The following is a 23,964-nucleotide window of genomic DNA, read 5'->3' as shown; positions in this document are numbered from 1 at the left end:
GCAACTTACTTTATACTGCGCATCTTCAACATTACGCTCAAATAGTGTCAAAATTTTAACCTTTTCAAAACCTTTGTCTACTGTACCACAGGGCTAGCGAACAATTCAACTTTGCTAAATAGCAAAAAACCCGCGCCGGGCGCGGGTTTGGAGTTTTCTAACCAACTTTTTTACGGACAAAACGTGACACTCAGGCAAGCTCGTCCGGTTTATACGTAGATCGGCAGGACCGGATTTGTTTGTTCGCGGTTACGACCAACGGAGAAGATCGCAATCGGAATGCCTGTCAGTTCGCTGACGCGGTTAACGTAATTACGAGTCGTTTCCGGGAGGTCTTCCAGCGTTTTCGCGCCTGTGATATCCTCGCTCCAACCTGGCATTTCTTCATAGACCGCTTCGCATTCTGCCAGTTGCTTCAGGCTTGCCGGATAGTGCGAAATGATCTCGCCGCGGAATTTGTAGCCGGTGCAGATTTTGACCGTATCCAGACCCGTCAGCACGTCGAGCGAGTTCAGGGACAGTCCCGTGATGCCGCTGACGCGTCTTGCGTGACGAACCACAACGGTGTCGAACCAGCCGACGCGACGTGGACGGCCGGTAACGGTACCGTACTCGTGACCCGTTTCGCGAATGGTATCGCCAATTGCATCATGCAGCTCGGTTGGGAAAGGACCGTCGCCGACACGCGTCGTATACGCTTTTGCCACGCCGATCACTTGGTTGATGCGCGCCGGGCCTACGCCCGATCCGATGCACACGCCGCCCGCGGACGGGTTGGACGAAGTGACGAACGGATACGTACCTTGGTCGATATCGAGCATCACGCCTTGAGCGCCTTCGAACAGCACTTTTTTGTCTTCATCGATATATTCGTTCAGGACAACCGAAGTATCGCAAACGTAAGGACGCAGGATTTCGGCATATTCCAGATAGTTTTTGAGGATTTCTTCCACGTCGACAGTACCGCCGCCGTAAACTTGCTCGATAATATGGTTCTTTTCTTTCACCAGATGGCGCAGCTTCAATTCGAACTCTTCCGCATCCATCAGGTCCGCCATACGGATACCCGTGCGAGCGGCTTTGTCCATGTAACAAGGGCCGATGCCTTTGCCTGTCGTGCCGATCTTGTTCGGGCCTTTGCGCTCTTCTTCCAACGCGTCCAGCACCATGTGGTACGGCATGATGATATGCGCGCGATCGCTGATCGACAGGTTTTTCGTCGTGAAGTCGTTATCGTGAATATAATTGATTTCCTCGATCAGCGCTTTCGGGTTGATGACCATCCCGTTGCCGATCACGCAGGCTTTATCCGTATAGAAAATGCCCGAAGGAATCATCGTCAATTTGTATTTTTTGCCTTCGATCAAGATGGTGTGGCCCGCGTTGTTACCGCCTTGGTAACGAGCGACAACGTCGGCGCCTTCCGCCAAATAATCCGTGATCTTGCCTTTTCCTTCGTCTCCCCACTGCGTTCCCACTACAACTACTGTTGACATTTTACATTCCTCCGTGGGTGCCTTTGCACCTTTGTTTTGGTCGTCCGTCCTCTATCCCGGCAGGAATTTCGTCAGTGGAAAATACCAACAGAGAAGCGTGCTAACGGACGAGCGGAGACGGCCTTTTCGCGCTTTTTCGTACCTCGTTACCATCCATGAAAAAGGGAAAAACGCTCCTTATGCTGCTTTAACGCAGCAGTAATAGTGTACCAGCCCGTTTTTTCAAAGTCAAATAAATAACGAACAAATCAGGGATGATGTAAATTTAATGTTCGGAAAAAGGTGGGGGTGGGAGGGAAAGAGGCGCTGCGGGAGAGTTCTGTGTCGGGCGCTGTCTCAACCGGGGAATTTCTGATTAGAATAAAAAAGGAGATTCCCCGGTTTCAAAGGCTTCCTCTACAGAACTCTCCCTCCGCTAGGCTTTCCCTCGGCGGTAAATAAGCGGGAGAAGACAATGGCTTCGCCGCTTTTGCGGCTCAGCATTTAACAAGAAAAATCACCAATTCTTTGAAAGCTGGAGGATTACTTTTCGGCGCGCAGCGAAAAGGCACCGGACGATTGATGTCCGGTGCCTTTTTCTACCCTTATTTAAAAAAGCCGGGTTATTGTTGGTCTCAAAGTGCCGACAAAGTCCAACGTAGCTGGAAGCGAGAAGCCGGAGAGAGAAATTCAGTGAAAGACGCCTTTGAACTCGGAAAATTCCTTATTAAAATCTAATCCCTTTTCCGAGTGAGACAGCGGCTTGAACGAATTTCTCTCGGAGGCTTCTCGCTTCCCGCGCCTACGTAAACTTTTTCGGCAATCGGAGACCTCAAATTCACCCGGCGAATGAATCGTGCGCCCGCTCATAATTGACGAACTTGTTGAAGTTTTTCAAGAACACCAGCTCCACCGTGCCGACCGGCCCGTTCCGCTGTTTGGCGATAATGATCTCGATAATGTTCTTTTTTTCCGTATCGGCATTGTAATAATCGTCCCGGTACAAAAACGCGACGATATCGGCATCCTGCTCGATCGAGCCGGATTCCCGAAGGTCGGACATCATCGGGCGTTTGTCCTGACGCTGCTCGACGCCCCGGCTGAGCTGGGAAAGGGCGATAACCGGCACTTCCAGTTCCCGGGCGATCTGCTTCAAGGTACGCGAGATATCGGAGACTTCCTGCTGACGGTTCTCGCCCGCTTTGCCGCGGCCTTGAATCAACTGCAAGTAGTCGATCACGATCATGCCGAGTCCGCGCTCTTTTTTGAGACGGCGGCATTTGGAGCGAATATCCGCTACCGTGATGCCCGGCGTATCGTCGATATAAATCTCGGCTTCCGATAAGGACGCAATCCCCATCGTGAGCTTGGTCCAGTCTTCGTCGTTCTTGAACTCGCCTGTCCGCATGACGCTTGCGTCCAGGTTAGCTTCGGCACAGATCATCCGCTGAACAAGCTGGGCCGCCGACATTTCCAGACTGAAAATGGCGACCGTTTCGCCGGCGCGAACCGAGACGTTCTGCGCGACATTGAGCGCAAAAGCCGTCTTTCCAACGGAAGGACGCGCAGCCAGGATGATCAAGTCGTTGCGTTGGAATCCGGCGGTCATGCCGTCCAGATCGACGAAGCCCGAAGGTATGCCCGTCGTTCCGGTGTTGCCCGCTGTTTGGCTAAGAATTTCGATACGGTCGAATACTTCCATCAGTACGTCGCGAATCGCGATAAAACCGCCGCTTGAGCGGCGGTTCGAAATTTCGAGAATTTTACGTTCCGCGTCGCTCAGCATCGCGCCGACATCTTCGCCGCCGGTATAGCCTTCGCTGACGATTTGCGTTGCCGTACGAATCAATCTGCGCAGCATCGCTTTTTCCTCGATCATCTGCGCATAATACTCAACGTTAGCGGCTGTCGGAACGCCGTGTGCCAGCTTGGACAAATAACTGACCCCGCCGAGATCTTCCAGCTGTCCTTTATCCTTGAGCAGCGAGGTTAGCGTCACCAGATCGATCGGCTGACTCTCTTCCCCGAGCTGGACCATAGCCTCGAATATCATCTGGTGCGACTTGTCGTAGAAATCGTCGGCCGTGATCTTTTCCATGACGGTAATCAGTGCCTCGGCCTGAAGCAATACCGCGCCCAGCACGGCCTGCTCCGCTTCCAGATTTTGCGGCGGAATCCGGTCGAAAAAGAGATCCTCGCTCATCTTATTCCTCCGAAACCTGGACCTTGAGCGTCGCTTTGACGTCTTTGTGCAATTTAACGGGAACTTGAGTTACACCAAGAGTACGGATCGGCTCTTCCAGTTCGATTTTGCGTTTGTCGACTTTGAAGCCTTGCTTGGACAAGGCTTCGCCGATCTGTTTGCTTGTGATCGCGCCAAACAAACGACCGCCTTCGCCGGATTTAGCTTTGATTTGCACGGTGACTTCTTCAAGCTTTTTGCCAAGCTCAACCGCTTCTTGCTTTTCGTTCTCTTTACGCTTTTCTTCGGCCGCATGCTGATTCTCAAGCGTTTTTACGTTGCCGTCGGTAGCTGGCTTTGCCACTCCGTTTTTAAACAGGAAGTTCTGTGCGTATCCTTCCGATACTTCCTTCACGTCGCCTTTTTTGCCTTGACCTTTAACGTCTTTCAGAAAAATTACTTTCATTCGAATAGCCCCTCTTCCTTTTCAATATCTTCAAGCACGGCCATCAGCTTTTTCTCGGCCTCGCGCGGAGAAATATCAAGCTGTACCGCCGCGTTGGTCAAATGCCCGCCGCCGCCCAGGCGTTCCATCACGACCTGCACGTTGATCTTGCCGAACGAGCGGGCGCTTATGGCGGTCAGTCCGTCGGGACGGCTGCCAATGACGAACGACGCGTTCACGTCCGTCATATTGAGCAGCGTATCGGCCGCCTGCGCGATCAATAGCTGCGGGAACTGGCGCCCCTCGTCAGTGACGGCAATCGCAACCCCGCCCAGCACGACGCGAGCATTTTTGATAATGTCTGCTTTCGAGATGTACTCGCTCAAATCCTCTTTCAGCATCCGCTGAACAAGAATCGTATCTGCTCCGCTTCGGCGCAGGAAGCCTGCGGCTTCGAACGTCCGGGAACCGGTATGCAGCGTAAAATGTTTGGTGTCCATCGTAATACCGGCTAATAATGAAGTGGCTTCCAAAGGAGTTAATGTCATATTGTCGTGAATATACTGGAGCAGCTCCGTCACCAATTCGCTGGCGGAAGAAGCATACGGCTCCAAATAAACGATGACCGCTTCATTAATAAATTCCTCGCTGCGCCGATGATGGTCAATGACCACGACTTGCTTCGCTTTTTGCACCAGCTTGGGTTCGATCGTCAGCGACTGCTTATGCGTATCGACAACGACAAGCAGCGTTCGCTCGGTCATTTGCGCCAGCGCTTCCTCAGGTCCTACAAAACGGTCGGCCAGCGTAAGATCCGCGCGAATACGCTCCATCATTTTGCTGATCGACGGATTGTCTCCATCCAGCACGATACTCGCTTCGACCTCCAGCCGATCGGCAGCTTTGAGCATACCGATTGCGGCGCCGATCACGTCCATATCCGGGTTTTGGTGGCCCATGATCAGCACGCGATCGCTGCGTTTCATCAAATCGCGAAGCGCATGAGCGATTACGCGCGCCCGAACGCGAGTCCGTTTCTCGACCGCGTTGGATCGGCCGCCATAGAACGACAGTCGCTGTCCGACCTTGACCGCAGCCTGATCGCCGCCGCGTCCCAGCGCCATATCCAGGCTGGATTGCGCCAAAGCGCCTAATTCGCCGATCTTTTCGTTGCCGCAGGCCAGTCCTATGCTGAGCGTCATCGGAACCTTCAGATCGCTTGTCGCTTCGCGCACTTCGTCCAAAATAACAAAGCGGCTGTGTTCCAGTTTGTCGAGTGCCGCTTGATTAAGCAGCATCATATACCGTTCGCTGGACAGACGGCGCAAATACACGTCATACTGACGCGCCCAACCGTTGATCAGGCTGGTAGCGCGAGCGATCGTCAACGTGCGCTGCTGATCGTCCATTCCCTGAAAAGCCTCGTCCAGATTGTCGAACAACAGAATGCCGAGCGCCAGACTTTCTTTTTCGTAACGTTCGCGCAGCTCGGCCATTTCGGTCATTTTTTGCAGATAGATCAGCCGTTCTTCCGGGTACACGCGAACATCGTAGGTTTCGGTTCCGACTTCGATTTCCGCGCGTACGAGGCTTAACGGTTCTTTCGATCCGTCTTTTTTGTCACGGGTCAGCGGAGGCAGTCCCGGCAGCAGTTCAACCAGCGGAGTACCGACTACGCTGTCCATTTTAAACAACTGGGCGACTTGGCGGTTATGCCATTCTATCGTGCGCTCAGCATCATACAGCAGCAAGCCGAATGGCAAGCGGCTCGTAATTTCTCCTTCAATGCTATTCACGCGGTAAGAGAGCGTCGTGGTGTATTCGGCCAATTCCCGCCTGAATTGCATCTCTGCCCGAAGCATGACGAAAACGACGACAAAAACCAGGCACAACGAGAGCAGACCGATCGGCCAGTTGTACGCGGTGACAAATGCCGTTAGCGTCAGCAGCAGAAGAAACGCCCAAACGGTCCGGTAACCGTACCAGCGTTTCAACAAAAAGTTTGGCATGGTTTCCTCACCCTATCGTTTCGGTCTTGTAATGAACTCACGCAGCGGGAAGGCCAGATCGATAATCCCGATGATCCGCATCGGAGGAAATACGACCGTCACGACCGCCATCAGAATACAAATGGCTCGATGCCACTTTTTGACGTGCCCGATAAAGAACCAGAACCCGATCGCCTGGATAATAAAGCAGAATTGCAGCAGCGGAAGCAGGTTAACAGCAGCCATTTTCCAGAATCCGTCCCCTTGATCGTAAGTCACCATGTCCACAATCAATACGACGAAATAGTAGAAAATCAAGGCACGCGGCAGTTTCCATTCGTGGGCAGCGCGAAGTTTCGGTGCAGCTACGCCCATCGACGACAAAGTTGGACGAACGATCGCATGGGTAACCACCGCAAGCACGAACGAACTCACCACCATACCCAGCGGAATCATCATCACCGTCTGGTTTGCCAAAGCGAAGATTAGATCCGGCGTCCATTGCTCTCTTAGTATCGGGCTCATCTCTGCGACAACCAGCAACGGATCGAACGTGGTGTGCACGAAATCGCTAACGTAGTCGGACAGATTGAAGCCGAGGATCAATTTAGCTACGGCAAGCAGCACCAACAGCAGACCGAGCAATGTTCCCATACCGTACATGATCGTTTGGAGCGCGGGAGCGCGTTTCTTGTACAGATGCCCCATCACAATACCGACGATCAAAAAATAACCAGCCAAAATAAGCGTATAAGGCGCAAGCGAGCCCGATAGAATACCGAGAACTGCCAGTACGGGCACGATGTGCAGCCAAAATACATTTACACGCAACGAGGCATAAAGCACGGCTACCGGAACGACCATAACCAGCAGCGTGATCGCGGACAGCGGCGTTAACAGCGACAGCAGGACCAGCAGGTACAGGATCGCCCACATCGCCGAAGACAAACGCAATTTCAAGTAGATTCACCTCTTGTGCGGATATGAAAGTTTAACAATCATTATAGCATATTCGGAGTGGCGCCCGATACCGAGCGACCAGCGCGTTATGTGCTTTGCGATTCTACGTTTTGTCTGGGAACAAAGCCTGCGCAATATTCGATAATCTGGCTGCGACGCACGATCCCGATAAAGCGACCCCGGTCATCGACAACCGGAACGAAGTTTTGCATTTTGGAAAGGTTAATCAAGTCCGCCATGTCCGATTCGATCGATACAGGCTTATTATTCATCCGAAGCGGAAGTTCTTTTAACATAAAACGTGAAGCGTTCTCAAAAGTAATGCGTCCTTCGGAACGTTTCATATGCCACAAAAGGTCTCCTTCAGTCACGGTTCCGGCATATTGGCCTTCCTTATCGATGATCGGAATGGCTGTGTACTGATGGTGCTCCATGCGCTCGATGACCTGACGAAGTGTGGCGTCAAGCGTCACAAACGCAACTTCATGCTTCGGAAGCAGGAAAAAAGCAATATTCATAACGGATTTCTCCTTCTTTATTACGTTGTCTTCACGATTGCAAGCATCAGCTCGCATTTAAGCAACGCACTATTGGTAAACGCTTCGGCGGATAGGCATTCTTCTGTTCATCACCCGGAAAAAAGGAACTTCAATCCGGTAAGCCTCATTTCTATTATAGCTTAAACTCTTACATTCACCACGTTCAAAAAGCAGGTTTATGTTCGAATAAATTCGTTCGTACCATAAGACTGAGCGGGAAAATAAAAAAAGCGACCCAATGATCGGTCGCTGGTTTTATTTTCCCATGATCATACGAGCTTCAACCAGGAAGTCGCCCGTTCCGCAAACGAACCCGATCTCGCGTATCCGTAGTCGAGCAAACGTCCGGCAGCTTGGAAACTTTTTTCCCGGCTGTCCGCTCCCAAAATGACTACGATCAGTCGCTGTCCGTCGCGCTGCGCCGTGCCGGCAACGGAATAGCCCTCTTTTTCCGAACCGTAAGCCTTCAGTCCGTCCATTCCGCGATAAGCGTGAGGCCCTGCGAATTCAGGCAGCATCGCATTGGTGTTCGTCATATAAATGCCTCTTGAGCTGATCTCGGTCTGCGCGACCGACGACATCCGCAGCACTTCGGGATGCGACTCGATCAAAGCCCGGCATAACACCGCTGCGTCTTTGGCAGTCATTCGGCTCCCGTTCGGCAGGCTGCCGTTTGTTGAAGTCGCGGGCACTTTCGCAGCGTCGCTCGGCTTGAACAATGTGGAGGATGACATGCCGATTCGACGTGCTTTTTCATTCATCATCCAGGCAAAAGATTCTTCCGAGCCGCCCGTGTAACGTGCCAGCACCTGCTCCGCTTCAGTCGACGAAGAAACGGCAAGGCCCATAAATAGCTCGTTCAGCGGAATCTGATCATCGGCTCGTAACGAAATTCTTCCTTTTCCTGTATCGGGCTTAGGCGTAATCGATGCTTGCGTTACCTTTTCGTCACCGCCGACACGCACTGAATCTTCCCAATCCACGTGACCGCCGCGAACGGCATCCAGCACCAACCATTCGGTCATGAGCTGCGCCATGGCAGGAGCTTCGACGACCCGGTCGCCTTCGGCTTGCCATAATATTTCTCCCGTCTGCGCATCGATCAGAACGGCTGCTGCCGCTTCGACTTTTGGACGGCTGGCCAGTAACTGCTGGGGAATTAGCAGCAACAAGACAGCAACGACGATCAATATACTCTTTTTCCAAAAGCCCCCGTTCTTCAAATCGATCCGCTCCCTTCTTCCATTACTCTTATAGACGTGCGAAAAATGATTTTAGTCTGCAAAAAGTTAAAAAAATTTAACTTTTTTATGAACTTTCTTTTTTCTGCATGATTCTTTCATAAGAAAAGTAACCAATCTACCCTTGAAATGCACCATGAAAAAGAAGCGAATCGTCGTGAAAACGCAAAAAAAGCCGAGATTCGAACTGATCGTTCGATCTCGACTTTTTAAAAACAGACCGGAAGCCGTTAAGCAAAGTGGCAGGCTACAAAATGCTCGTTGCCTACGTTGCGGTACTCTGGGATTTGCTGTTTGCAAATATCCGACGCCATCGGGCAGCGGGTATGGAACTTGCAGCCGGAAGGCGGGTTTGCCGGACTCGGAATATCGCCTTGAAGCACGATGCGTTCGCGCTTCAACGTTGGGTCCGGAACCGGAATCGCCGACATCAACGCTTTCGTATAAGGATGCAGCGGATTGCTGAACAGCTCGTCTGTCGGCGCCATTTCCATCATCGTGCCGAGGTACATCACGCCTACGCGGTTGCATAAGTGCTCGACGACGCTGAGATCATGGGAAATGAACAGGTAGGTCAGCTGCTTCTCGCTTTGCAGATCGCTCAGCAAGTTAATGATTTGAGCCTGAATCGACACGTCGAGCGCGGATACCGGTTCGTCGGCCACGATGAAATCCGGGTTCATGATCAACGCGCGCGCGATGCCGATCCGCTGACGCTGACCGCCTGAGAATTCGTGCGGGAAACGGTCATAATGGTATTCGGCCAATCCGCAAAGCTTCATCGTTTCGATCACTCGCTCTTTCACGTCTTTTCGACTGACCAAACCGTGATCGAGCAGCGCTTCGCCGATCGCTTCTCCCACTTTGATCCGCGGGTTGAGCGAACTGAACGGGTCTTGGAATACGATCTGCATCTTGGTCCGCATATTGCGCAATTCGGACTTGGAAAGCTTATGCAGATCCCGGCCTTCGAAATGTACGCTTCCGTCCGTCTTGTCGTTCAGACGAAGCAGCGTGCGACCGATCGTGCTTTTGCCGCAGCCGGACTCGCCGACCAGACCGAACGACTCCCCTTTATTAATCGTAAAGGACACGCCGTCGACAGCCTTCACATCGCCGACTCGACGCTGGAAAACTCCGCCTGTGATCGGGAAATATTTTTTCAAATTCTCTACTTGAACGAGGGGTTCGCCGGTTCCGCCGCTGTGTCTAGTGTCCACCTGGACTACCGATTCGCTCATTGTGCTTTCCCCTCCTCTTCATACAGCCAACACGCCGTTTTATGCCCGTCGATATGCGCGCGCAGCGGCGGTGCTTTGGCCTTGCAGATTTCCATGCAGAACTCGCAACGGTCATGGAAATGGCAGTTTTCGCCCAGATCCACCGGATTCGGTACTTGGCCCGGGATCGAATACAAACGCTCCTGACGCTGGTTGATGACCGGTTTGGCTTTCAGCAAGCCTTGCGTATACGGGTGTCTTGGCTCACGGAACAGTTCCAGCACCGACGCTTCTTCGATCACTTTGCCCGCGTACATGACGACAACGAAGTCCGCCATCTCGGCCACGACGCCAAGATCGTGCGTGATCATCATGATCGCCGTATTCATTTTGGTCTTGATATCGCGCATCAGGTCAAGAATCTGAGCCTGGATCGTGACATCGAGCGCCGTTGTCGGTTCGTCCGCAATCAGCAACTTCGGATTGCAGCTCAGCGCGATCGCGATCATGATCCGCTGGCGCATGCCGCCGCTCAGTTCGTGCGGGTAGGAATGGAAAATCTTTTCCGGGCGCGGAATGCCGACCATCGTAATCAATTCGATCGCGCGCGCTTTGGCTTCTTTTTGCGTCATGTTCAGATGGTACAGCAGCGGCTCGGTGATCTGTTTGCCGATCGTGAACACGGGGTTCAACGAAGACATCGGCTCTTGGAAGATCATGGCGATTTCTTTGCCGCGCAATCGGCCCATGTCTTTTTTATTGAGTTTGAGCAGGTCTTTGCCTTCGAAAAAGATCTCTCCGCCGACGATTTTGCCGGGAGGCGATTCGATCAATTGCATCAACGACATCGCGGTCACGCTTTTGCCGCAGCCGGACTCGCCGACCACGCAAAGCGTCTCGCCTTCGCGAATCGAAAAGCTAACGTCGTTTACGGCTTTGACGGTACCTGCGGACGTTTTAAAATGGGTCTCGAGGTTTCGGAATTCGACTAATTCTTTTGCCATTTCGTCTCTCCTACTTCTTCATTATTTGCGGGCCTTATCGACTTTTCATCTTCGGATCGAGCGCATCGCGCAAGCCGTCGCCGATCAGGTTGATCGCCGTTACGGTAACGAGGATACATACGCCGGGCGGAATCCAGATCCACGGGCGTTTGCGGAAATCGATCAGGTTGTTGGCCGCATTGATCATGTTTCCCCATGAAGGGGTCGGAGGCACGACGCCCAGGCCCAGGAAGCTGAGCGCGGATTCGGTCAAGATCGCGCCGGCTACGCCAAGCGTCGCGGAAACGATAATGATCGGAATGGTGTTTGGCATCAGATGCCGGAAAATTTTGCGCGAATCGCGCAGGCCGAGCGCTTCGGTCGCTTGCATGAACTCTTGCTCGCGCAGCGTAAGGATCTGGCTTCGCACCAAGCGCGCCAATCCGACCCAGCCCAAGATGCCGATGATCAGCATTAAGAAATAAATACGTTTCGACGGCTCGATCTTAAGGTCGGACAAAATCGCGCCGAGCGTGATCAGGATCGGCAGCGTAGGCAGAGCCAGGAAGATATCGGCGATGCGCATGATCAGCGTATCGGCGAAGCGACGGTAAAAACCGGCCACGGCGCCTAACGTGGCACCGATTACGACGGAGATTGCCGTCGCGACGAGCCCTACGGTCAACGAGATGCGTCCTGCCAGCATCACGCGCAGCAATACGTCCCGGCCGAGCTTATCGGTTCCAAGCCAATATTCGGCGCTTGGAGCCAAGTTTTTGTTTTTCACGCTGGTTTGGTTCAATTCGTAAGGCGAAAATACGGGCCCCAGAAAACAAAGCACAAACATCAAGAACAAAATAATGAGTCCGATCAAAGCCAGACGGTTTTTGGCAAAGCGACGAATCGCGATTCTCCACGGAGATTCGACTTTAACGATTTTGAGCTGTTCTTGAAGCTGCTCGGTTCGGTTTAACGACGGCTGTTCCACTATGAATCTCCTCCTACTTTAGACGAATTCTCGGGTCGGCGACCCCGTACAAAATATCGGAAATCAAGTTTCCGAGAAGCGTCAGTACCGCCAGAAACATCGTGAATCCGAGCATCAGCGGATAATCGCGCAAGTTAAGCGAAGCCAGGTAAATCTGCCCGATCCCCGGCCAGTTGAAGACGCGTTCCAGAATCATCGCGCCGCCGAAAAGTCCCGGAAGTTCGAAGCCCAGCAGCGTAATTGCGGGAAGCAGAGCGTTGCGGAAAGCGTGTTTGAAAATAACGGTACGTTCTTTGAGTCCTTTTGCCCGTGCCGTACGGATATAGTCTTGACGGATAACTTCCAGCATCCCCGTCCGGAAATACCGCGTTAATCCGCCTACGCTCAATGTCGTCATAACGGCTACTGGCATAATCATATGCAAGCCGACATCTTTGAGATACTCGAAGCCGCTTGCGTTCAATCCGGCCGTGGTCATCCCTCCGGTCGGCAATAATTTCGTATCGAGCGCGAAATACTTGATCGCGAGAAGACCGATAAAGAACGAAGGCAGCGACATCAGCAAGAAGACGAGCAGCGTGACGACTTTATCGAAAAAGGAATATTGGAACTGTGCGGAGAAAACGCCCACGAACGCGGCGATCACCCAACTTAAAATCAAAGTGGCGAAAGCGATAACGAACGAATTCCATACATAGGTATTGATGACTTCGGTAACCGGCATCTTATGCTGGAACGAATCGCCCAGATTGCCGACAAGCATATTTTTGGCCCAAATAAAATATTGTTGAACAGGTGGCAAATCGAGACCGTAAAGCGCCCGCAATTGGTCCGCTCTTTCCGCGGTCATGTTCGGGTTCTGCGACGCAGTGATGTAATCTCCCGGAACCATCTGGGAAATGGCAAAAACGATGATCGAAATACCGATCAAAGTCGGGATCATCTGCAACAAACGCCGGATGATGTACTGACTCATTGACACGTCTCCTCCTGGCATATAAATCGATATGCTCAGCTCATAGAATGAGCTGAGCATATCGGATAACCGAATATCTGATTAAAAGGAATTACTCAGCGATTTCGACTTGGTGCAGGCTCAATGGGAAATCTTTGTACGGGCTGATATCCCAGCCGTCGAGTCTGCCGTTGATCGCCAGCATATTCGTTCTTTGATACATCAGGATTTCAGGAGCGTCGGCGTTGATCTTTTGGTAAGCTTCGGCGTAAATCTTTTTGCGTTCGTTGATGTCCAGCTCTTTCTTGCCTTTTGCGTACAGAGCATCGACTTCGGGATTGGAGTAACCGGAGTTGTTTTGCGCGCCGTCCGTGATATACACGGTCGAATCCGGGTCAGGCGTCAAGCCCCAAGCGGCGAAGAACATATCGTAGTCGCCTTTGTCTTTTTTCTCCATGATCGCGTTGAAATCAAGCGTTTCGACAACGAGCTTGATGCCCAGTTGCTCGTAGTTCTCGGTCATGATCGGAATCAGGGCGTCCACGACCGGGTTATCCGCAGTCGCGGAGAAATTGACTTCGAATTTCTTGCCGTCTTTTTCGCGGATGCCGTCTGCGCCTTCGACCCAACCGGCTTCATCCAACAGCGATTTCGCTTTTTCCACGTCGTAATCGTAAGGATCGATATTTTCGTCCGTGTATGCCCACGATACGTCGGATTGCGGGATGTTGATGACTTCGGCGTAAGGACCGTAAGCCGCTTCTACCACTTCCGCGCGGTTCAAGCCGTAAGTCAAAGCCTGACGGACTTTAACGTCGGAGAACAGCGGATTGTTGTTGTTCATGGCGACATAGCCGTAACCATTGTTTTTGAGGATATCGACGTCGAGGAAGCCTGTTGCTTTCAACTCTTCCACGTTGTCTTCGTTGACCGTAATATTGTCCAGATCGGTCTCGCCGGCTTGCAGCATCGCCAGGTTGGTCGTATCGGTCGTTACTTTGTAGATCAGCTTCGGAATCTTCGGAGCGCCGTCGTAGTACCCTTCGTTCGCTTCGAAGTCGACTTCTTGACCAGCCGTGTATTTCGTTACTTTGTACGGACCCGCGCCCATAGGCTTGCCGTTGAACGCTTTGATGCTGGACACGTCGCCTTGTTTGTAGTCTTTGCCGTAATAGGCTTCGGACAAAGGCGTAACGCCGCCCAGATTGACTTGGGTCATCGCGTCGTAATCGCTAACCGTTACTTCGACGGTTTTGTCATCGATGACTTTGACGCCGGAAATGTCGGTTGCGGTGCCTTCGTTGTACTCTTTGCCGCCTACGATGTTCCAGCTCAGCGGGTCGGCTTGACCGTCGTAGCTGGAGTCCAGGTAGATTTTCAATGCGAATAAGTAGTCGCTGGCCGTCACAGGCGTGCCGTCGCTGTAGTTCGCGTCGTCGCGAATATGGAAAGTGTATGTTTTGTTGTCGTCGGAAATTTTGATATCGTCGGCAAGATCGTTTTCGTAAGTGCCGTCCGTTTTCACTTTGGTCAAAGAAGGGAACACGAGATAGTCTACATAATAGTCGTAAGAGGTCTGGTGGAACAACGGATTGAATACGCCTTGCGGAGCCACGGTACCGATGATGGCGGAATCCGTACGGGCAAGCGCTACGTCGTTGTTGGTTGCTACGTCCGTTGCTTCCGTGAATCCGATCGCGCTTTCGGAATCCGTACCCGTTTCTTCCGTTGCCGTTTCGTCAGGTGTCGTCGTATCCGTAGCTGTTTCCGTCGGCGTGGTCGTATCCGTGGAAGCAGCTTCTTCACCGCCACCGCAAGCAGCCAGGATAGAACCGAAGGCCATAAGTGTCACAAGCATCAAAGACAGTCTCTTTTTCATGTAGATCCCCCTAATTCGAAGTTTAAAAGCAGCAAAAGCTATAAAAATAATCGGAAATCGCAGAGCGTTCAGATTATTTTAAACAAACTTTACGGCGATCGACATTGGGATGATTGAGCCTCGTGCATTTCGTCAGCTTTGGCAAGCCGCTCACGCATCGGGTTCTTTCATCTCCGGTATCCATGCATAAATGCATGTTGTACCTTGGCATTTAACCTTTGGTCGATTTCAAGCGGCGCAATGACTTGCATTAAAGCGTCGGCTTAATGAACCAGCGGTAAATTTAATGTCAATAATACGTGTAAATTATACTCACGTCAATACTTTTTTTGAGAAAAAACACCTTTTTTAGTTTCATTTTAAGCTAAATAGTGTATTTTATCTCTTTAATATGTATAAATACACAAAGAGGCGTATCAAAATCAAGCCTTTTCAGAAAAGATATGTAATCCGACTTTCTTTTTGTGTGAGGTTATTTAACAAATATATACGATAGGTATTCAAAATTTGAAGGAAGAAGCCCTTAAAATAGGGAGTTTTTTCATTTTAGCATATCGTGGGCAAAAGAATAGCTTTTTTTGTTACACCCAGGCTTTTTTATTTTCCTTCTATTATAAGAACGTTTTCACATTTGTACAGCTTTTTTTGTCTCAGTTAACGTTCTTTTCGAAAAGAAAAAAAGAGACGACCGGCCAAAGGCCAATCGTCTCTTAGGAATTGTACTATTCCGTTGTGTAAGGCAGCAGGGCTACCTGACGCGAACGTTTGATAGCAACAGTCAGCATGCGTTGGTATTTCGCGCTTGTGCCTGTTACACGACGTGGCAAAATTTTGCCGCGCTCACTGATAAATTTACGAAGCAGGTCCGTATCTTTATAGTCGATGAAAGTGATTTTATTTACAGTGAAATAGCACACTTTACGGCGCTTGTTGCGACCACGACGGCCGCCGCTAGGACGTCTTTCGCCGTCTCCAGCATCACGTTGTCTAAAGCTCATTCGATTCATTCCTTTCTATAATTAGAATGGCAGGTCATCATCCGAAATATCGATCGGTCTTCCGTCATCGGAAAAAGGATCCTGATTATTGCTGCCGCCTCCGCGAGGAGCTTGGCTACCGCCTCCGCGGTTTCCGCCGCCACCGTTACCACCGTAAGAGGGTTCAGGGCGATTTCCACCACCGTTGCTATTGCCACCACTGTTGCCGCCTCCGTAAGAGGACGACTCGTCGCGGCCCGATCCGCCGCCGCCTTCGCGATTCGGCGATTCCAGGAAACGGACATTATCGGCAATAACTTCAGTCACGTATACACGCTTTCCTTCATTATTGTCGTAGTTCCGTACTTGAATACGGCCTTCTACCGCCGTCAGGCGTCCTTTGCGCAAATAGTTTGCACAAGTCTCAGCCAGTTGGCGCCAGGTGACTACCGGAATGAAGTCCGCTTCGCGTTCTCCACCCTGGCTCGTAAACGGACGGTCGACTGCAATCGTAAACTGGGTTACGGCTACGCCCGCAGGCGTGTACCGCAGCTCAGGGTCACGTGTCAGCCGGCCGATCAAAATGACTCGGTTCAACATCTCGGTCCCCTCCTTTGCCGATTAGATCGACTGTTACTTCGTTGGTACTGCGGTAATCAGGTAGCGGATGACATCATCGGAAATCTTCATGACGCGCTCAAGCTCTGTAACGACAGCTGGTTCAGCTGTGAAGTTAGTCAGAACGTAGAATCCGTCACGATGTTTCTTGATCTCATACGCGAGGCGACGCTTACCCATAGCATCGTGCTTGGTAATTTCGCCGTTACCGTCAGTGATGATGCCCGAGAATCTATTGATTGCAGCGTCTACCGCTTCTTGTTCAACGTCTGGACGAATGATGTACATCACTTCATAGTTACGCATATATTTCACCTCCTCTTGGACTAAGGCCCCCAATCGGGTTGGGAGCAAGGAACGGGCGTTAAGCCCGGACCGTATTATTATATCAGACTTTGCGTATGGCATCAATAAAAATTTCCAGCTATAAAAACAAAAAAACGACCCTCGGTCGTTAGTCTGAGTAACAATATGGCGGAGAGGGTGGGATTCGAACCCACGCACGCTTTGACACGCCTAACTGATTTCGAGTCAGCCCCCTTGGGCCTCTTGGGTACCTCTCCATAAATAAGTGTCACAACAGAATTTATTATATAGCAGGCTCAAAAGAAAATCAAGCGCTTTATCGGATTTCGCGAAAAAATATTCCCAAGCGGTAAAGCGGGCCGGAATCAAGCTTGATTCCGGCCCGCTTTCGTCATTCTTTTTGCCGTGCGGCTTTTCTTTTCGCCGATTCGCTTTCAATCCTGCTTTTCGCGGCAAAGCGGCGAGAATACGAGGATTGCGGAAAAAATCGTGCTCCAAATAATCCAGCAATGCTTCAAGCTGCATTCTCGCTTCCGACGGAGTCCCGCTCTCGATTTCGCGAATATCCAGTTCGAAATAAATGTTTTCCCCGGACGCGTACGAACAAATGCCGACGCCGAATGTTTCGACGTAATTCGGCTCTTCGCTTCTGCCTCTATCCGCTTCGTAAGGAAACGTCATGCGCACCCAGTTCGCGAAACGCTTATACTCTTCGTCGAAAACGGGGATCGCGCTCGATATGCTCGCAAAAACAACCTCGCTGTCAAAAGACATGACGTAAGCCCGGTCCGAAAAAGACGAGCGCTCTCCGTAATTCTTTTGCAAAAAGTCGAAACGAATCCATTCATTATCGTAAAGCCTTTGACTGTTGATCGTGATCATGGCCTAAACCTTCTTTGATATGAATTGATCGGGCGTCTTGCTTACTGCTCATCCACTGCCGCAGACTTCAGTACCTTCTTCATGTTTTTCTCGAACTTCACCCTTGGGATCAATACGCTATGCTGGCAGCCGACACACTTAATCCGAATGTCCATGCCCATGCGAATGATCTCCATTTCGTTGCTGCCGCACGGATGCGGCTTTTTCATCTGTACGATGTCTCCCAGGCCGAATACTTTGCGTTCCAACCGGGCCACCTCCTTCGCTTACTGTGCCGAATGCGGTTTGTCTTCCGTATTCGGCGTTTTCTCCGCATCGATTTTTTCCGATTCCGGCTTGCCCGGCCCTTCCGTTTTTGTCTCCGCGATCTCGGAAGACGCGGCGGCGGATTTGCGGGCTTGTTCTTCTTCTGCGGCTTGAGCTTTGCGCTCGGCCTCTTCGGCCAGTGCCTGCTTCAAAGCGTCGCTTCGCTCCATCGCCCGTTTAACCTCGCCCCGGATCAAGCTTTCTACTTCCGCTTGAGCATTCGGCGAGCAGCTTACGGTAACGCGGAGCGTATATTCGCCGGTTGTCATCGTTTGCACGCCGTGAATTTTCGGATCGCCCAGCACCTTCGTATTTTCATCACGGACCTTTTCCAAGGATTTAGCCACCAGATGGGTCGCTTCGTCCAGCGCACGATCGGCGCTCATCGGAATATCGATCACGGCTTTGGCATCGGCCAACGAGAAGTTCGTTACATTCGTGATCGTTCCGTTCGGAATCGCATAGACTTCGCCGTTCCAATTACGCAGCCGTGTTGTTCGCAGACCGATCACTTCGACCGTACCTTTGAAAGTGGCAATCTGCACGACGTCGCCTACCGCGAATTGATCCTCAAACACGATGAAAAATCCGGTAATGACGTCTTTGACCAAACTTTGCGCGCCGAAGCCGATCGCAAGCCCGATGACCCCCGCACCGGCAATCAGAGGAGCCAGGTCATAGCCGAGTTCGGAAATGATCAGCATCAACATCATGAAGTTAAGCACGATCACGACCATATTTTTGAGCAGCTTGCCGATCGTCACGAACCGTCGCGGCTTGACGCGGAATTTGTTTTCCCCGCTATCCTGCTTCTGCTTCAGTAAGGCCCGATCGATCACCTTGTAAGCAATCCGGATCGCGACCTGTGCCAAAAGAATAATCAGCACAATGCGAATCGCCGTATCGGCAAGTCCCCACCACATCGCGGGGTCCGTCACCTGATCCCAAAGTTTTGCGGTAAACGATAACGCCTCTTGGACCGTTTCCGCCGGATCGCCCGCTGGTGTTTCCGGTGCAGGCGTATTTCCGCTCTCTGTCCCGTCTGTCGCTGTATTCGTCGTTGCCGCAATCAAAAATCCTTCAAACATGCTAACACTCCTTCCTTTTGCGTCGTTTCAGCCGGTCAAGACCGCATACTGGCACAACGCCCGAATCGCATCAGCGTCTTGGATCGACACTTTGCGACTCGGGCACAGATCTTGTTCCTATTCGTTGTAGTCAATCACACCAATTGTTCGAAGGAGCCTTCGCCGGAAGAATCGCCAGCCCGGAAAATTCCGCGGATCTCGATATGTTCTTTTTGCACAACTGCCATCACACGTTCAAGCTCCTCTGTCGAAAAAGAAAGGCTTAACGCACATCCCGCCGTAATGGCTCCGGGAGTGGGAATCATGTCAAAAGCAATGTCCTGCTCTTCCAACAGCATTTCGGCGCGAAGCGCCTGCTGGGAAGAGTCAAATGCCATAACAAGTACGCCGCTCACTGTTGTCCCTCTTTACGTGCCAGCTCAACCGCTTCTTTTTCTTCCGGGGACAACGCGTATTTCGATGTCCCTTGTTCGAGCGGCTTGGCGTAGACGTAAGAGCTATCCCGGTTATGCAGACCACTCAGAACGATACCGTTATCCAGATCATCCAACAACGCGAAGGAAAAACTGAGGTCGCTCCCTTGATCGGAAAAGGCATTGTAGCGCTTGATGCCGAGCTTCGACTTCGACATCCGCTGGCGCTGTTCGATCATCATAAGCGTACGACGCTGCTTTTCCTGCTCGTCTTCGACGGAATCCGTCTGCATTTTCAAATTCAGCAGCAGCGATTCCAGGTCTTCGACTCCCGCACCCGCCATCATACGTTCATACCGCTTGCGCAGTCGGCCCAGCTTGACCGATTGCGAGATCGCAATAATCAGAAGGATAAGCACCAGTACCGTCAGGGCGGACACGATTACGAATATTTGCTCGGAAATTAGTTGATTCAATTCTGTCATGCTTTGACTCTTTCCCTTCTGTCGCTTATCTGCGGCGCGCATGCGCGCCGATGTATTGGAAATGCGTAAAAGCGGTATGTGAGCGGTTTGTCTCAGATCGCTGTAGGATTACGTTTATCTGAAACGCACCAGAACCGTGCGCGTTTCAGATAAACGTAACTCCATAATCAAGGTGAGACAAACCATAAGCGGGTGCATTTTCGGTATTTACCCGATTTTGAGCCGCTTTACACGGAGGCTGCAAGATCCCGTACGGCTCTAGCCAGCGCTTCGATATCTGCCCGCGTCGTTGTATGGCCAAAGCTGCTGCGTACTGCGCCACTGGCCGAAGTGTTCGCCGAACGATGTGCCAGAGGCGTACAGTGATAACCGGCTCGAACCGCGATGCCGTAATCCCGATCCAACCGGAAAGCAATCTCGGCCGAATCGATTCCTTCTATTGTAAAAGAAACAATGCCGGTGCGCGGCTCACCAAGTTTTGGACCTAGCAAGCGAAGTCCTTCTACGGTGGACAATTGTCCCATAAGAGATTGCGTCAATTCCCACTCGTGAAGACCGATAGCAGATGAACCTTCCCGACGAACATAACGAACTCCCGCGCCCAATCCGGCAATGCCTACTGTATTGGGCGTTCCCGACTCGTATCGATCAGGACGCACGGAAGGTTGGTTCGCTTCTTCGGACTGGCTTCCTGTTCCTCCATGAACTAAGGGTGCAAGATCGATCGACGGATGGATATATAACCCGCCTGTACCCTGTGGACCCAGCAGCCCTTTATGTCCGGGAAAAGCCAACATGTCAATTCCCGCAGCGGCTACGTCAATATCCATAACCCCTGCGCTCTGAGCGGCATCTACCAACAGCAAAGCGCCACAGCTTCGAGCGATATCGGCAATCTCCGCTAACGGCAATATGTTACCAAGCAAGTTCGAACTATGGTTGCATACGATCAGGCGGGTATTGGCGCGACAAAGCGAGTTTAATAGGAACAGATCGATCTGACCTGTCTCGTCCACCTGAACATAATCCACTTGCACGCCTTGCTCCCGACGCATGTATTCCAAAGGACGGCGAACGGAATTGTGCTCGATCATCGTCGCGACGACATGATCCCCTGGTCGCAGCAGCCCTTTGATCGCTTGATTGAGTGCAACCGTCGTGTTGGGCATAAACGCAATATCGCTTGGATTCGAAATGCCGAACAGGCGAGCAAGCTCTATCCGTGTCCGCATCAGCACCCGCCCTGCGGCAATCGCCATACGGTGTCCGCCGCGACCGGGGTTGGCCGCTTCTTCCAGCATACAATGCTGCATCGCTTCAAGTACCGAATCCGGCTTTGGCCAGGAAGTCGCGGCATGATCGAGATAAATAACGGGTTTGTCGCTTGCTCTGTTCATGTTCGCTTCTCCTTCCTTACGCGTCCGCCGGACATGGAACCTTCTATTGAAGCAGGTCCAACAAACGCTGCAAATCCTGCTGATTATAATAGCTCAATTCGATCTTGCCTTTTTCCTGGCTGCCCGGCTTGATCTTAACGGTTGTTTTAAAATGCTCCCGCAGCGACTCCTCGACATTTTCAATGTAGGGATCGCGTTTTTTGAGCTTGTTTTTCGCTTTGCTTTTCGCCTTGTTTCCGGCTTCTTGAACCGCTTCTTCAAGATCCCGAACACTCCAGCCTTCGCGGATCGCCTGCTCGGCCAGTTGGATCTGGACCGACGGATGTTTCAATCCGACGATCGCTTTCGCGTGGCCCATCGATAGCGTTCCACGTGAAACAAAGTCTTTCACTTCCTCCGGAAGCGTCAGCAGACGCAAAAAGTTCGCGATATGGGAACGGGACTTTCCGACTTTGACAGACAGATCTTCCTGCGTCATCTTGAACTCGTTCATCAACGACTGATACGCCACCGCAATCTCCATCGCGTTAAGGTTTTCGCGCTGAACGTTTTCGATCAACGCGATCTCCATCACCTGCTGATCGGTAAACTCGCGGACGACAGCCGGAATATCGGTTCGGCCCGCCAAAGCGGAAGCTCGCGTGCGACGTTCGCCCGCGATGATCTCATACCCTTTTAACACGCTTCGAACGATAATCGGTTGGATGACGCCGTGCTGACGGATCGACTCGGCCAGTTCGCGTAGTCCTTCCTCATCAAAAGAATGCCGGGGCTGATACGGATTGGCGCGAAGCCGATTCAACGGTATATCGACGACTTTATCGTTTTCCCCGACCGATAGCGAAGGAATCAGGGCATCCAAACCTTTTCCGAGTCCTTTGCCCAATTTCTTATTCACCGATAACCACTTCCTTTGCCAGCTCCATGTAGACTTCCGCCCCTTTGGAACGCGGATCGTAGGTCATGATCGTCTGGCCGTGCGACGGCGCTTCGCTTAGACGCACATTGCGCGGAATAATCGTACCGTACACTTTATCCTGGAAATACTTTTTCACTTCTTCGATCACTTGGATACCGAGATTCGTTCGCGCGTCCAGCATCGTCAGCAGCACGCCTTCGATCTGAAGCTCCGTGTTGAGATGTTTCTGTACGAGGCGCACCGTGTTCAGCAGTTGGCTCAACCCTTCCAACGCGTAATATTCGCATTGGATCGGAATGATGACCGAGTCGGCCGCCGTTAGCGAGTTGATGGTCAGAATGCCCAAGGAAGGCGGACAATCGATGAGGATATAATCGTAATCGTTTTTGACCAGGTGGATGTTCTTCTTCAGCCGAAGCTCCCGCGTGACGACCGGCACCAGTTCGATCTCGGCTCCTGCCAATTGAATCGTCGCCGGAATAACGTCGAGTCCTTCGATATGCGTCGACACGATGACTTCCTTCGGATGCACTTCGTTGATGAGAATGTCGTAAATGCAATGCTCCACGTCGGCTTTGTTGATTCCGACGCCGCTTGTCGTGTTCCCCTGCGGGTCGATGTCGATCAGAAGCACGCGCTTACCCAGCTTGGCCAGGCCTGCGCTCAGGTTAACGGAAGTCGTTGTTTTACCGACGCCGCCCTTCTGGTTGGCAATTGCAATAATTTTGGACAATCGGATTCACCTCGGTTGGCTTTTGATGATTCCGTCAGGACTTCTTCGGAATCCGAATCACGATCTCGTAATGGTCTCCCTGGTCCGCTTCCGTCGTCTGAATATTCATTCCCGATCCCGATACCATATCGATCGAATGACGAATCGTATTCAGTGCGAGCCGGACATCTTTCGTATACGAGACTCGCTTGGACTTTTGGGACGATACCGCTTCTTTTTCTTTGTAAAAGGCAACCCGTGCTTCTGTCTGTTTGACGTTCAGCTCTTTGTCGACCACTTCTTTGAGCACGTGCAATTGAAGCTCCTCGCCGCCTAGCGATAACAAGGCCCGCGCGTGACGCTCCGTAATTTTGCGCTCCATCAGAGCCAGCTTGACTTGTTCCGAAAGCTGAAGCAAACGAAGCTTATTGGCAATCGTCGACTGACTTTTGCCTAGCCGTTGAGCCAGACTTTCCTGCGTCAATTGATGCAGCTCGATCAGCTTCTCATAAGCAATCGCTTCTTCGACAGCCGTCAGACCTTCGCGCTGCAAGTTCTCGATCAGCGCAATCGAAGCCGTCTGCGAATCATTAAACTCACGGACAATCGCTGGTATCGTAGGCAGCCCCAATTTGCGCACGGCACGCCAGCGACGCTCACCCGCGATAATCTCATGTTTGCCGCCGCGCAGACGAACCACGATCGGTTGGATGATCCCGTGTGTTCGAATCGTTTGGCACAACTCCTCGATCTTCTCTTCGTCGAAAATCGTTCGCGGCTGGTAAGGACTGCCAACGATATCGTCTACCGGAATCTGCTTGACCTCGTCTCCGGCCGAACGCTCCGTCAGCCCGAATAATTTGGAAAATTGCTCTTTCATTCCGAACATGACCACCTATTCCGGGAAGTCGGCTATACGCCGTCTTTCTCAAGAAATTTCAACTCCCGACTTTGCAAAATGGCTCGGCGAACTTTCGGTGCCGCTGCGTTCCCCCCGCATTTTCGG

The 23,964-nt window shown here is 51.7% G+C and carries 24 protein-coding genes and 1 tRNA gene; all 25 read right to left on the bottom strand.

Annotated features, from left to right (window positions below):
* Positions 1 to 209 precede the first annotated feature (209 nt).
* On the bottom strand, positions 210 to 1,496 hold the full coding sequence (locus tag WKI47_RS13725; protein WP_340227709.1) for an adenylosuccinate synthase: 1,287 nt from the start codon (positions 1,494 to 1,496) through the stop codon (positions 210 to 212).
* Between the two features lie 817 nt (positions 1,497 to 2,313).
* Positions 2,314 to 3,678, bottom strand: a complete 1,365-nt coding sequence (gene dnaB / locus WKI47_RS13720; RefSeq protein WP_340227708.1) for a replicative DNA helicase — start codon at positions 3,676 to 3,678, stop codon at positions 2,314 to 2,316.
* Position 3,679: 1 nt separating this feature from the next.
* Positions 3,680 to 4,123 (bottom strand): 50S ribosomal protein L9, encoded by a 444-nt coding sequence (gene rplI, locus WKI47_RS13715; RefSeq protein ID WP_340227707.1) that lies wholly within the window; start codon positions 4,121 to 4,123, stop codon positions 3,680 to 3,682.
* Positions 4,120 to 6,111, bottom strand: coding sequence for a DHH family phosphoesterase (locus tag WKI47_RS13710; protein ID WP_340227706.1), 1,992 nt, complete (start codon positions 6,109 to 6,111; stop codon positions 4,120 to 4,122). The genes rplI and WKI47_RS13710 overlap by 4 nt, the downstream gene beginning before the upstream one ends.
* A 12-nt stretch (positions 6,112 to 6,123) precedes the next feature.
* On the bottom strand, positions 6,124 to 7,050 hold the full coding sequence (locus WKI47_RS13705) for a DUF2232 domain-containing protein (RefSeq protein WP_340227705.1): 927 nt from the start codon (positions 7,048 to 7,050) through the stop codon (positions 6,124 to 6,126).
* Positions 7,051 to 7,136: 86 nt separating this feature from the next.
* Positions 7,137 to 7,568: a CBS domain-containing protein gene (locus WKI47_RS13700; RefSeq protein ID WP_340227704.1), complete on the bottom strand. Its 432-nt coding sequence runs from the start codon at positions 7,566 to 7,568 to the stop codon at positions 7,137 to 7,139.
* Between the two features lie 290 nt (positions 7,569 to 7,858).
* Entirely contained in the window at positions 7,859 to 8,812 is a 954-nt protein-coding gene (locus WKI47_RS13695) for a D-alanyl-D-alanine carboxypeptidase family protein (RefSeq protein ID WP_340227703.1), read from the bottom strand.
* Positions 8,813 to 9,060: 248 nt separating this feature from the next.
* Positions 9,061 to 10,071 (bottom strand): dipeptide ABC transporter ATP-binding protein, encoded by a 1,011-nt coding sequence (locus WKI47_RS13690; protein ID WP_340227702.1) that lies wholly within the window; start codon positions 10,069 to 10,071, stop codon positions 9,061 to 9,063.
* Positions 10,068 to 11,054 carry an ABC transporter ATP-binding protein gene (locus WKI47_RS13685; protein ID WP_340227701.1) on the bottom strand — a complete coding sequence of 329 codons (987 nt, stop codon included), beginning with the start codon at positions 11,052 to 11,054 and terminating at the stop codon, positions 10,068 to 10,070. The genes WKI47_RS13690 and WKI47_RS13685 overlap by 4 nt, the downstream gene beginning before the upstream one ends.
* Positions 11,055 to 11,088: 34 nt before the next feature.
* A complete protein-coding gene (opp4C, locus tag WKI47_RS13680; protein WP_340227758.1) occupies positions 11,089 to 11,970 on the bottom strand; it encodes an oligopeptide ABC transporter permease in 882 nt (293 codons plus the stop codon).
* Between the two features lie 64 nt (positions 11,971 to 12,034).
* Complete coding sequence (locus WKI47_RS13675) at positions 12,035 to 12,997, bottom strand: ABC transporter permease (RefSeq protein WP_340227700.1); 963 nt, start codon at positions 12,995 to 12,997, stop codon at positions 12,035 to 12,037.
* Between the two features lie 91 nt (positions 12,998 to 13,088).
* Positions 13,089 to 14,855: an ABC transporter substrate-binding protein gene (locus WKI47_RS13670; protein ID WP_340227699.1), complete on the bottom strand. Its 1,767-nt coding sequence runs from the start codon at positions 14,853 to 14,855 to the stop codon at positions 13,089 to 13,091.
* Positions 14,856 to 15,577: 722 nt separating this feature from the next.
* Positions 15,578 to 15,853, bottom strand: coding sequence for a 30S ribosomal protein S18 (gene rpsR / locus WKI47_RS13665; RefSeq protein ID WP_018976953.1), 276 nt, complete (start codon positions 15,851 to 15,853; stop codon positions 15,578 to 15,580).
* Between the two features lie 21 nt (positions 15,854 to 15,874).
* A complete protein-coding gene (gene ssb / locus WKI47_RS13660; RefSeq protein WP_340227698.1) occupies positions 15,875 to 16,432 on the bottom strand; it encodes a single-stranded DNA-binding protein in 558 nt (185 codons plus the stop codon).
* 33 nt (positions 16,433 to 16,465) lie between these two features.
* Complete coding sequence (gene rpsF / locus WKI47_RS13655) at positions 16,466 to 16,756, bottom strand: 30S ribosomal protein S6 (RefSeq protein WP_037286125.1); 291 nt, start codon at positions 16,754 to 16,756, stop codon at positions 16,466 to 16,468.
* 166 nt (positions 16,757 to 16,922) lie between these two features.
* Positions 16,923 to 17,013 (bottom strand) — tRNA-Ser (locus WKI47_RS13650).
* Positions 16,982 to 17,638 carry a hypothetical protein gene (locus WKI47_RS13645; RefSeq protein ID WP_340227697.1) on the bottom strand — a complete coding sequence of 219 codons (657 nt, stop codon included), beginning with the start codon at positions 17,636 to 17,638 and terminating at the stop codon, positions 16,982 to 16,984. Before WKI47_RS13645 ends, WKI47_RS13650 begins: the two co-directional genes overlap by 32 nt.
* Positions 17,639 to 17,679: 41 nt before the next feature.
* A complete protein-coding gene (locus WKI47_RS13640) occupies positions 17,680 to 17,886 on the bottom strand; it encodes a DUF951 domain-containing protein (protein WP_340227696.1) in 207 nt (68 codons plus the stop codon).
* 18 nt (positions 17,887 to 17,904) lie between these two features.
* Positions 17,905 to 19,032, bottom strand: coding sequence for a mechanosensitive ion channel family protein (locus WKI47_RS13635; RefSeq protein WP_340227695.1), 1,128 nt, complete (start codon positions 19,030 to 19,032; stop codon positions 17,905 to 17,907).
* 134 nt (positions 19,033 to 19,166) lie between these two features.
* Positions 19,167 to 19,409, bottom strand: a complete 243-nt coding sequence (locus tag WKI47_RS13630) for a DUF3343 domain-containing protein (RefSeq protein ID WP_425355463.1) — start codon at positions 19,407 to 19,409, stop codon at positions 19,167 to 19,169.
* Positions 19,410 to 19,423: 14 nt separating this feature from the next.
* Entirely contained in the window at positions 19,424 to 19,930 is a 507-nt protein-coding gene (locus tag WKI47_RS13625) for a DUF4446 family protein (protein ID WP_340227693.1), read from the bottom strand.
* Between the two features lie 227 nt (positions 19,931 to 20,157).
* A complete protein-coding gene (locus WKI47_RS13620; protein WP_340227692.1) occupies positions 20,158 to 21,327 on the bottom strand; it encodes an aminotransferase class V-fold PLP-dependent enzyme in 1,170 nt (389 codons plus the stop codon).
* Positions 21,328 to 21,370: 43 nt separating this feature from the next.
* Positions 21,371 to 22,213, bottom strand: a complete 843-nt coding sequence (locus WKI47_RS13615; RefSeq protein ID WP_340227757.1) for a ParB/RepB/Spo0J family partition protein — start codon at positions 22,211 to 22,213, stop codon at positions 21,371 to 21,373.
* Between the two features lie 4 nt (positions 22,214 to 22,217).
* A complete protein-coding gene (locus WKI47_RS13610) occupies positions 22,218 to 22,979 on the bottom strand; it encodes an AAA family ATPase (protein WP_340227691.1) in 762 nt (253 codons plus the stop codon).
* Positions 22,980 to 23,013: 34 nt separating this feature from the next.
* Positions 23,014 to 23,838: a nucleoid occlusion protein gene (gene noc / locus WKI47_RS13605; protein WP_340227690.1), complete on the bottom strand. Its 825-nt coding sequence runs from the start codon at positions 23,836 to 23,838 to the stop codon at positions 23,014 to 23,016.
* Between the last annotated feature and the right edge of the window lie 126 nt (positions 23,839 to 23,964).

Source organism: Saccharibacillus sacchari (genome assembly GCF_037722395.1).
Classification (GTDB): Bacteria; Bacillota; Bacilli; order Paenibacillales; family Paenibacillaceae; genus Saccharibacillus; species Saccharibacillus sacchari_A.
This window is presented reverse-complemented; position numbering and strand designations above follow the sequence as displayed.

What these genes read in the sequence shown, in the direction of transcription:
- WKI47_RS13710 (WP_340227706.1), bottom strand. Translation starts at nt 6,111, where the DNA reads ATGCCAAACTTTTTGTTGAAACGCTGGTACGGTTACCGGACCGTTTGG.
- ssb (WP_340227698.1), bottom strand. Translation starts at nt 16,432, where the DNA reads ATGTTGAACCGAGTCATTTTGATCGGCCGGCTGACACGTGACCCTGAG.
- WKI47_RS13635 (WP_340227695.1), bottom strand. Translation starts at nt 19,032, where the DNA reads ATGTTTGAAGGATTTTTGATTGCGGCAACGACGAATACAGCGACAGAC.
- rplI (WP_340227707.1), bottom strand. Translation starts at nt 4,123, where the DNA reads ATGAAAGTAATTTTTCTGAAAGACGTTAAAGGTCAAGGCAAAAAAGGC.
- noc (WP_340227690.1), bottom strand. Translation starts at nt 23,838, where the DNA reads ATGAAAGAGCAATTTTCCAAATTATTCGGGCTGACGGAGCGTTCGGCC.
- WKI47_RS13725 (WP_340227709.1), bottom strand. Translation starts at nt 1,496, where the DNA reads ATGTCAACAGTAGTTGTAGTGGGAACGCAGTGGGGAGACGAAGGAAAA.
- WKI47_RS13670 (WP_340227699.1), bottom strand. Translation starts at nt 14,855, where the DNA reads ATGAAAAAGAGACTGTCTTTGATGCTTGTGACACTTATGGCCTTCGGT.
- dnaB (WP_340227708.1), bottom strand. Translation starts at nt 3,678, where the DNA reads ATGAGCGAGGATCTCTTTTTCGACCGGATTCCGCCGCAAAATCTGGAA.
- WKI47_RS13625 (WP_340227693.1), bottom strand. Translation starts at nt 19,930, where the DNA reads ATGACAGAATTGAATCAACTAATTTCCGAGCAAATATTCGTAATCGTG.
- WKI47_RS13620 (WP_340227692.1), bottom strand. Translation starts at nt 21,327, where the DNA reads ATGAACAGAGCAAGCGACAAACCCGTTATTTATCTCGATCATGCCGCG.
- WKI47_RS13675 (WP_340227700.1), bottom strand. Translation starts at nt 12,997, where the DNA reads ATGAGTCAGTACATCATCCGGCGTTTGTTGCAGATGATCCCGACTTTG.
- WKI47_RS13630 (WP_425355463.1), bottom strand. Translation starts at nt 19,409, where the DNA reads ATGGCATTTGACTCTTCCCAGCAGGCGCTTCGCGCCGAAATGCTGTTG.
- WKI47_RS13645 (WP_340227697.1), bottom strand. Translation starts at nt 17,638, where the DNA reads ATGATCACGATCAACAGTCAAAGGCTTTACGATAATGAATGGATTCGT.
- WKI47_RS13700 (WP_340227704.1), bottom strand. Translation starts at nt 7,568, where the DNA reads ATGAATATTGCTTTTTTCCTGCTTCCGAAGCATGAAGTTGCGTTTGTG.
- rpsR (WP_018976953.1), bottom strand. Translation starts at nt 15,853, where the DNA reads ATGAGCTTTAGACAACGTGATGCTGGAGACGGCGAAAGACGTCCTAGC.
- rpsF (WP_037286125.1), bottom strand. Translation starts at nt 16,756, where the DNA reads ATGCGTAACTATGAAGTGATGTACATCATTCGTCCAGACGTTGAACAA.
- WKI47_RS13690 (WP_340227702.1), bottom strand. Translation starts at nt 10,071, where the DNA reads ATGAGCGAATCGGTAGTCCAGGTGGACACTAGACACAGCGGCGGAACC.
- WKI47_RS13685 (WP_340227701.1), bottom strand. Translation starts at nt 11,054, where the DNA reads ATGGCAAAAGAATTAGTCGAATTCCGAAACCTCGAGACCCATTTTAAA.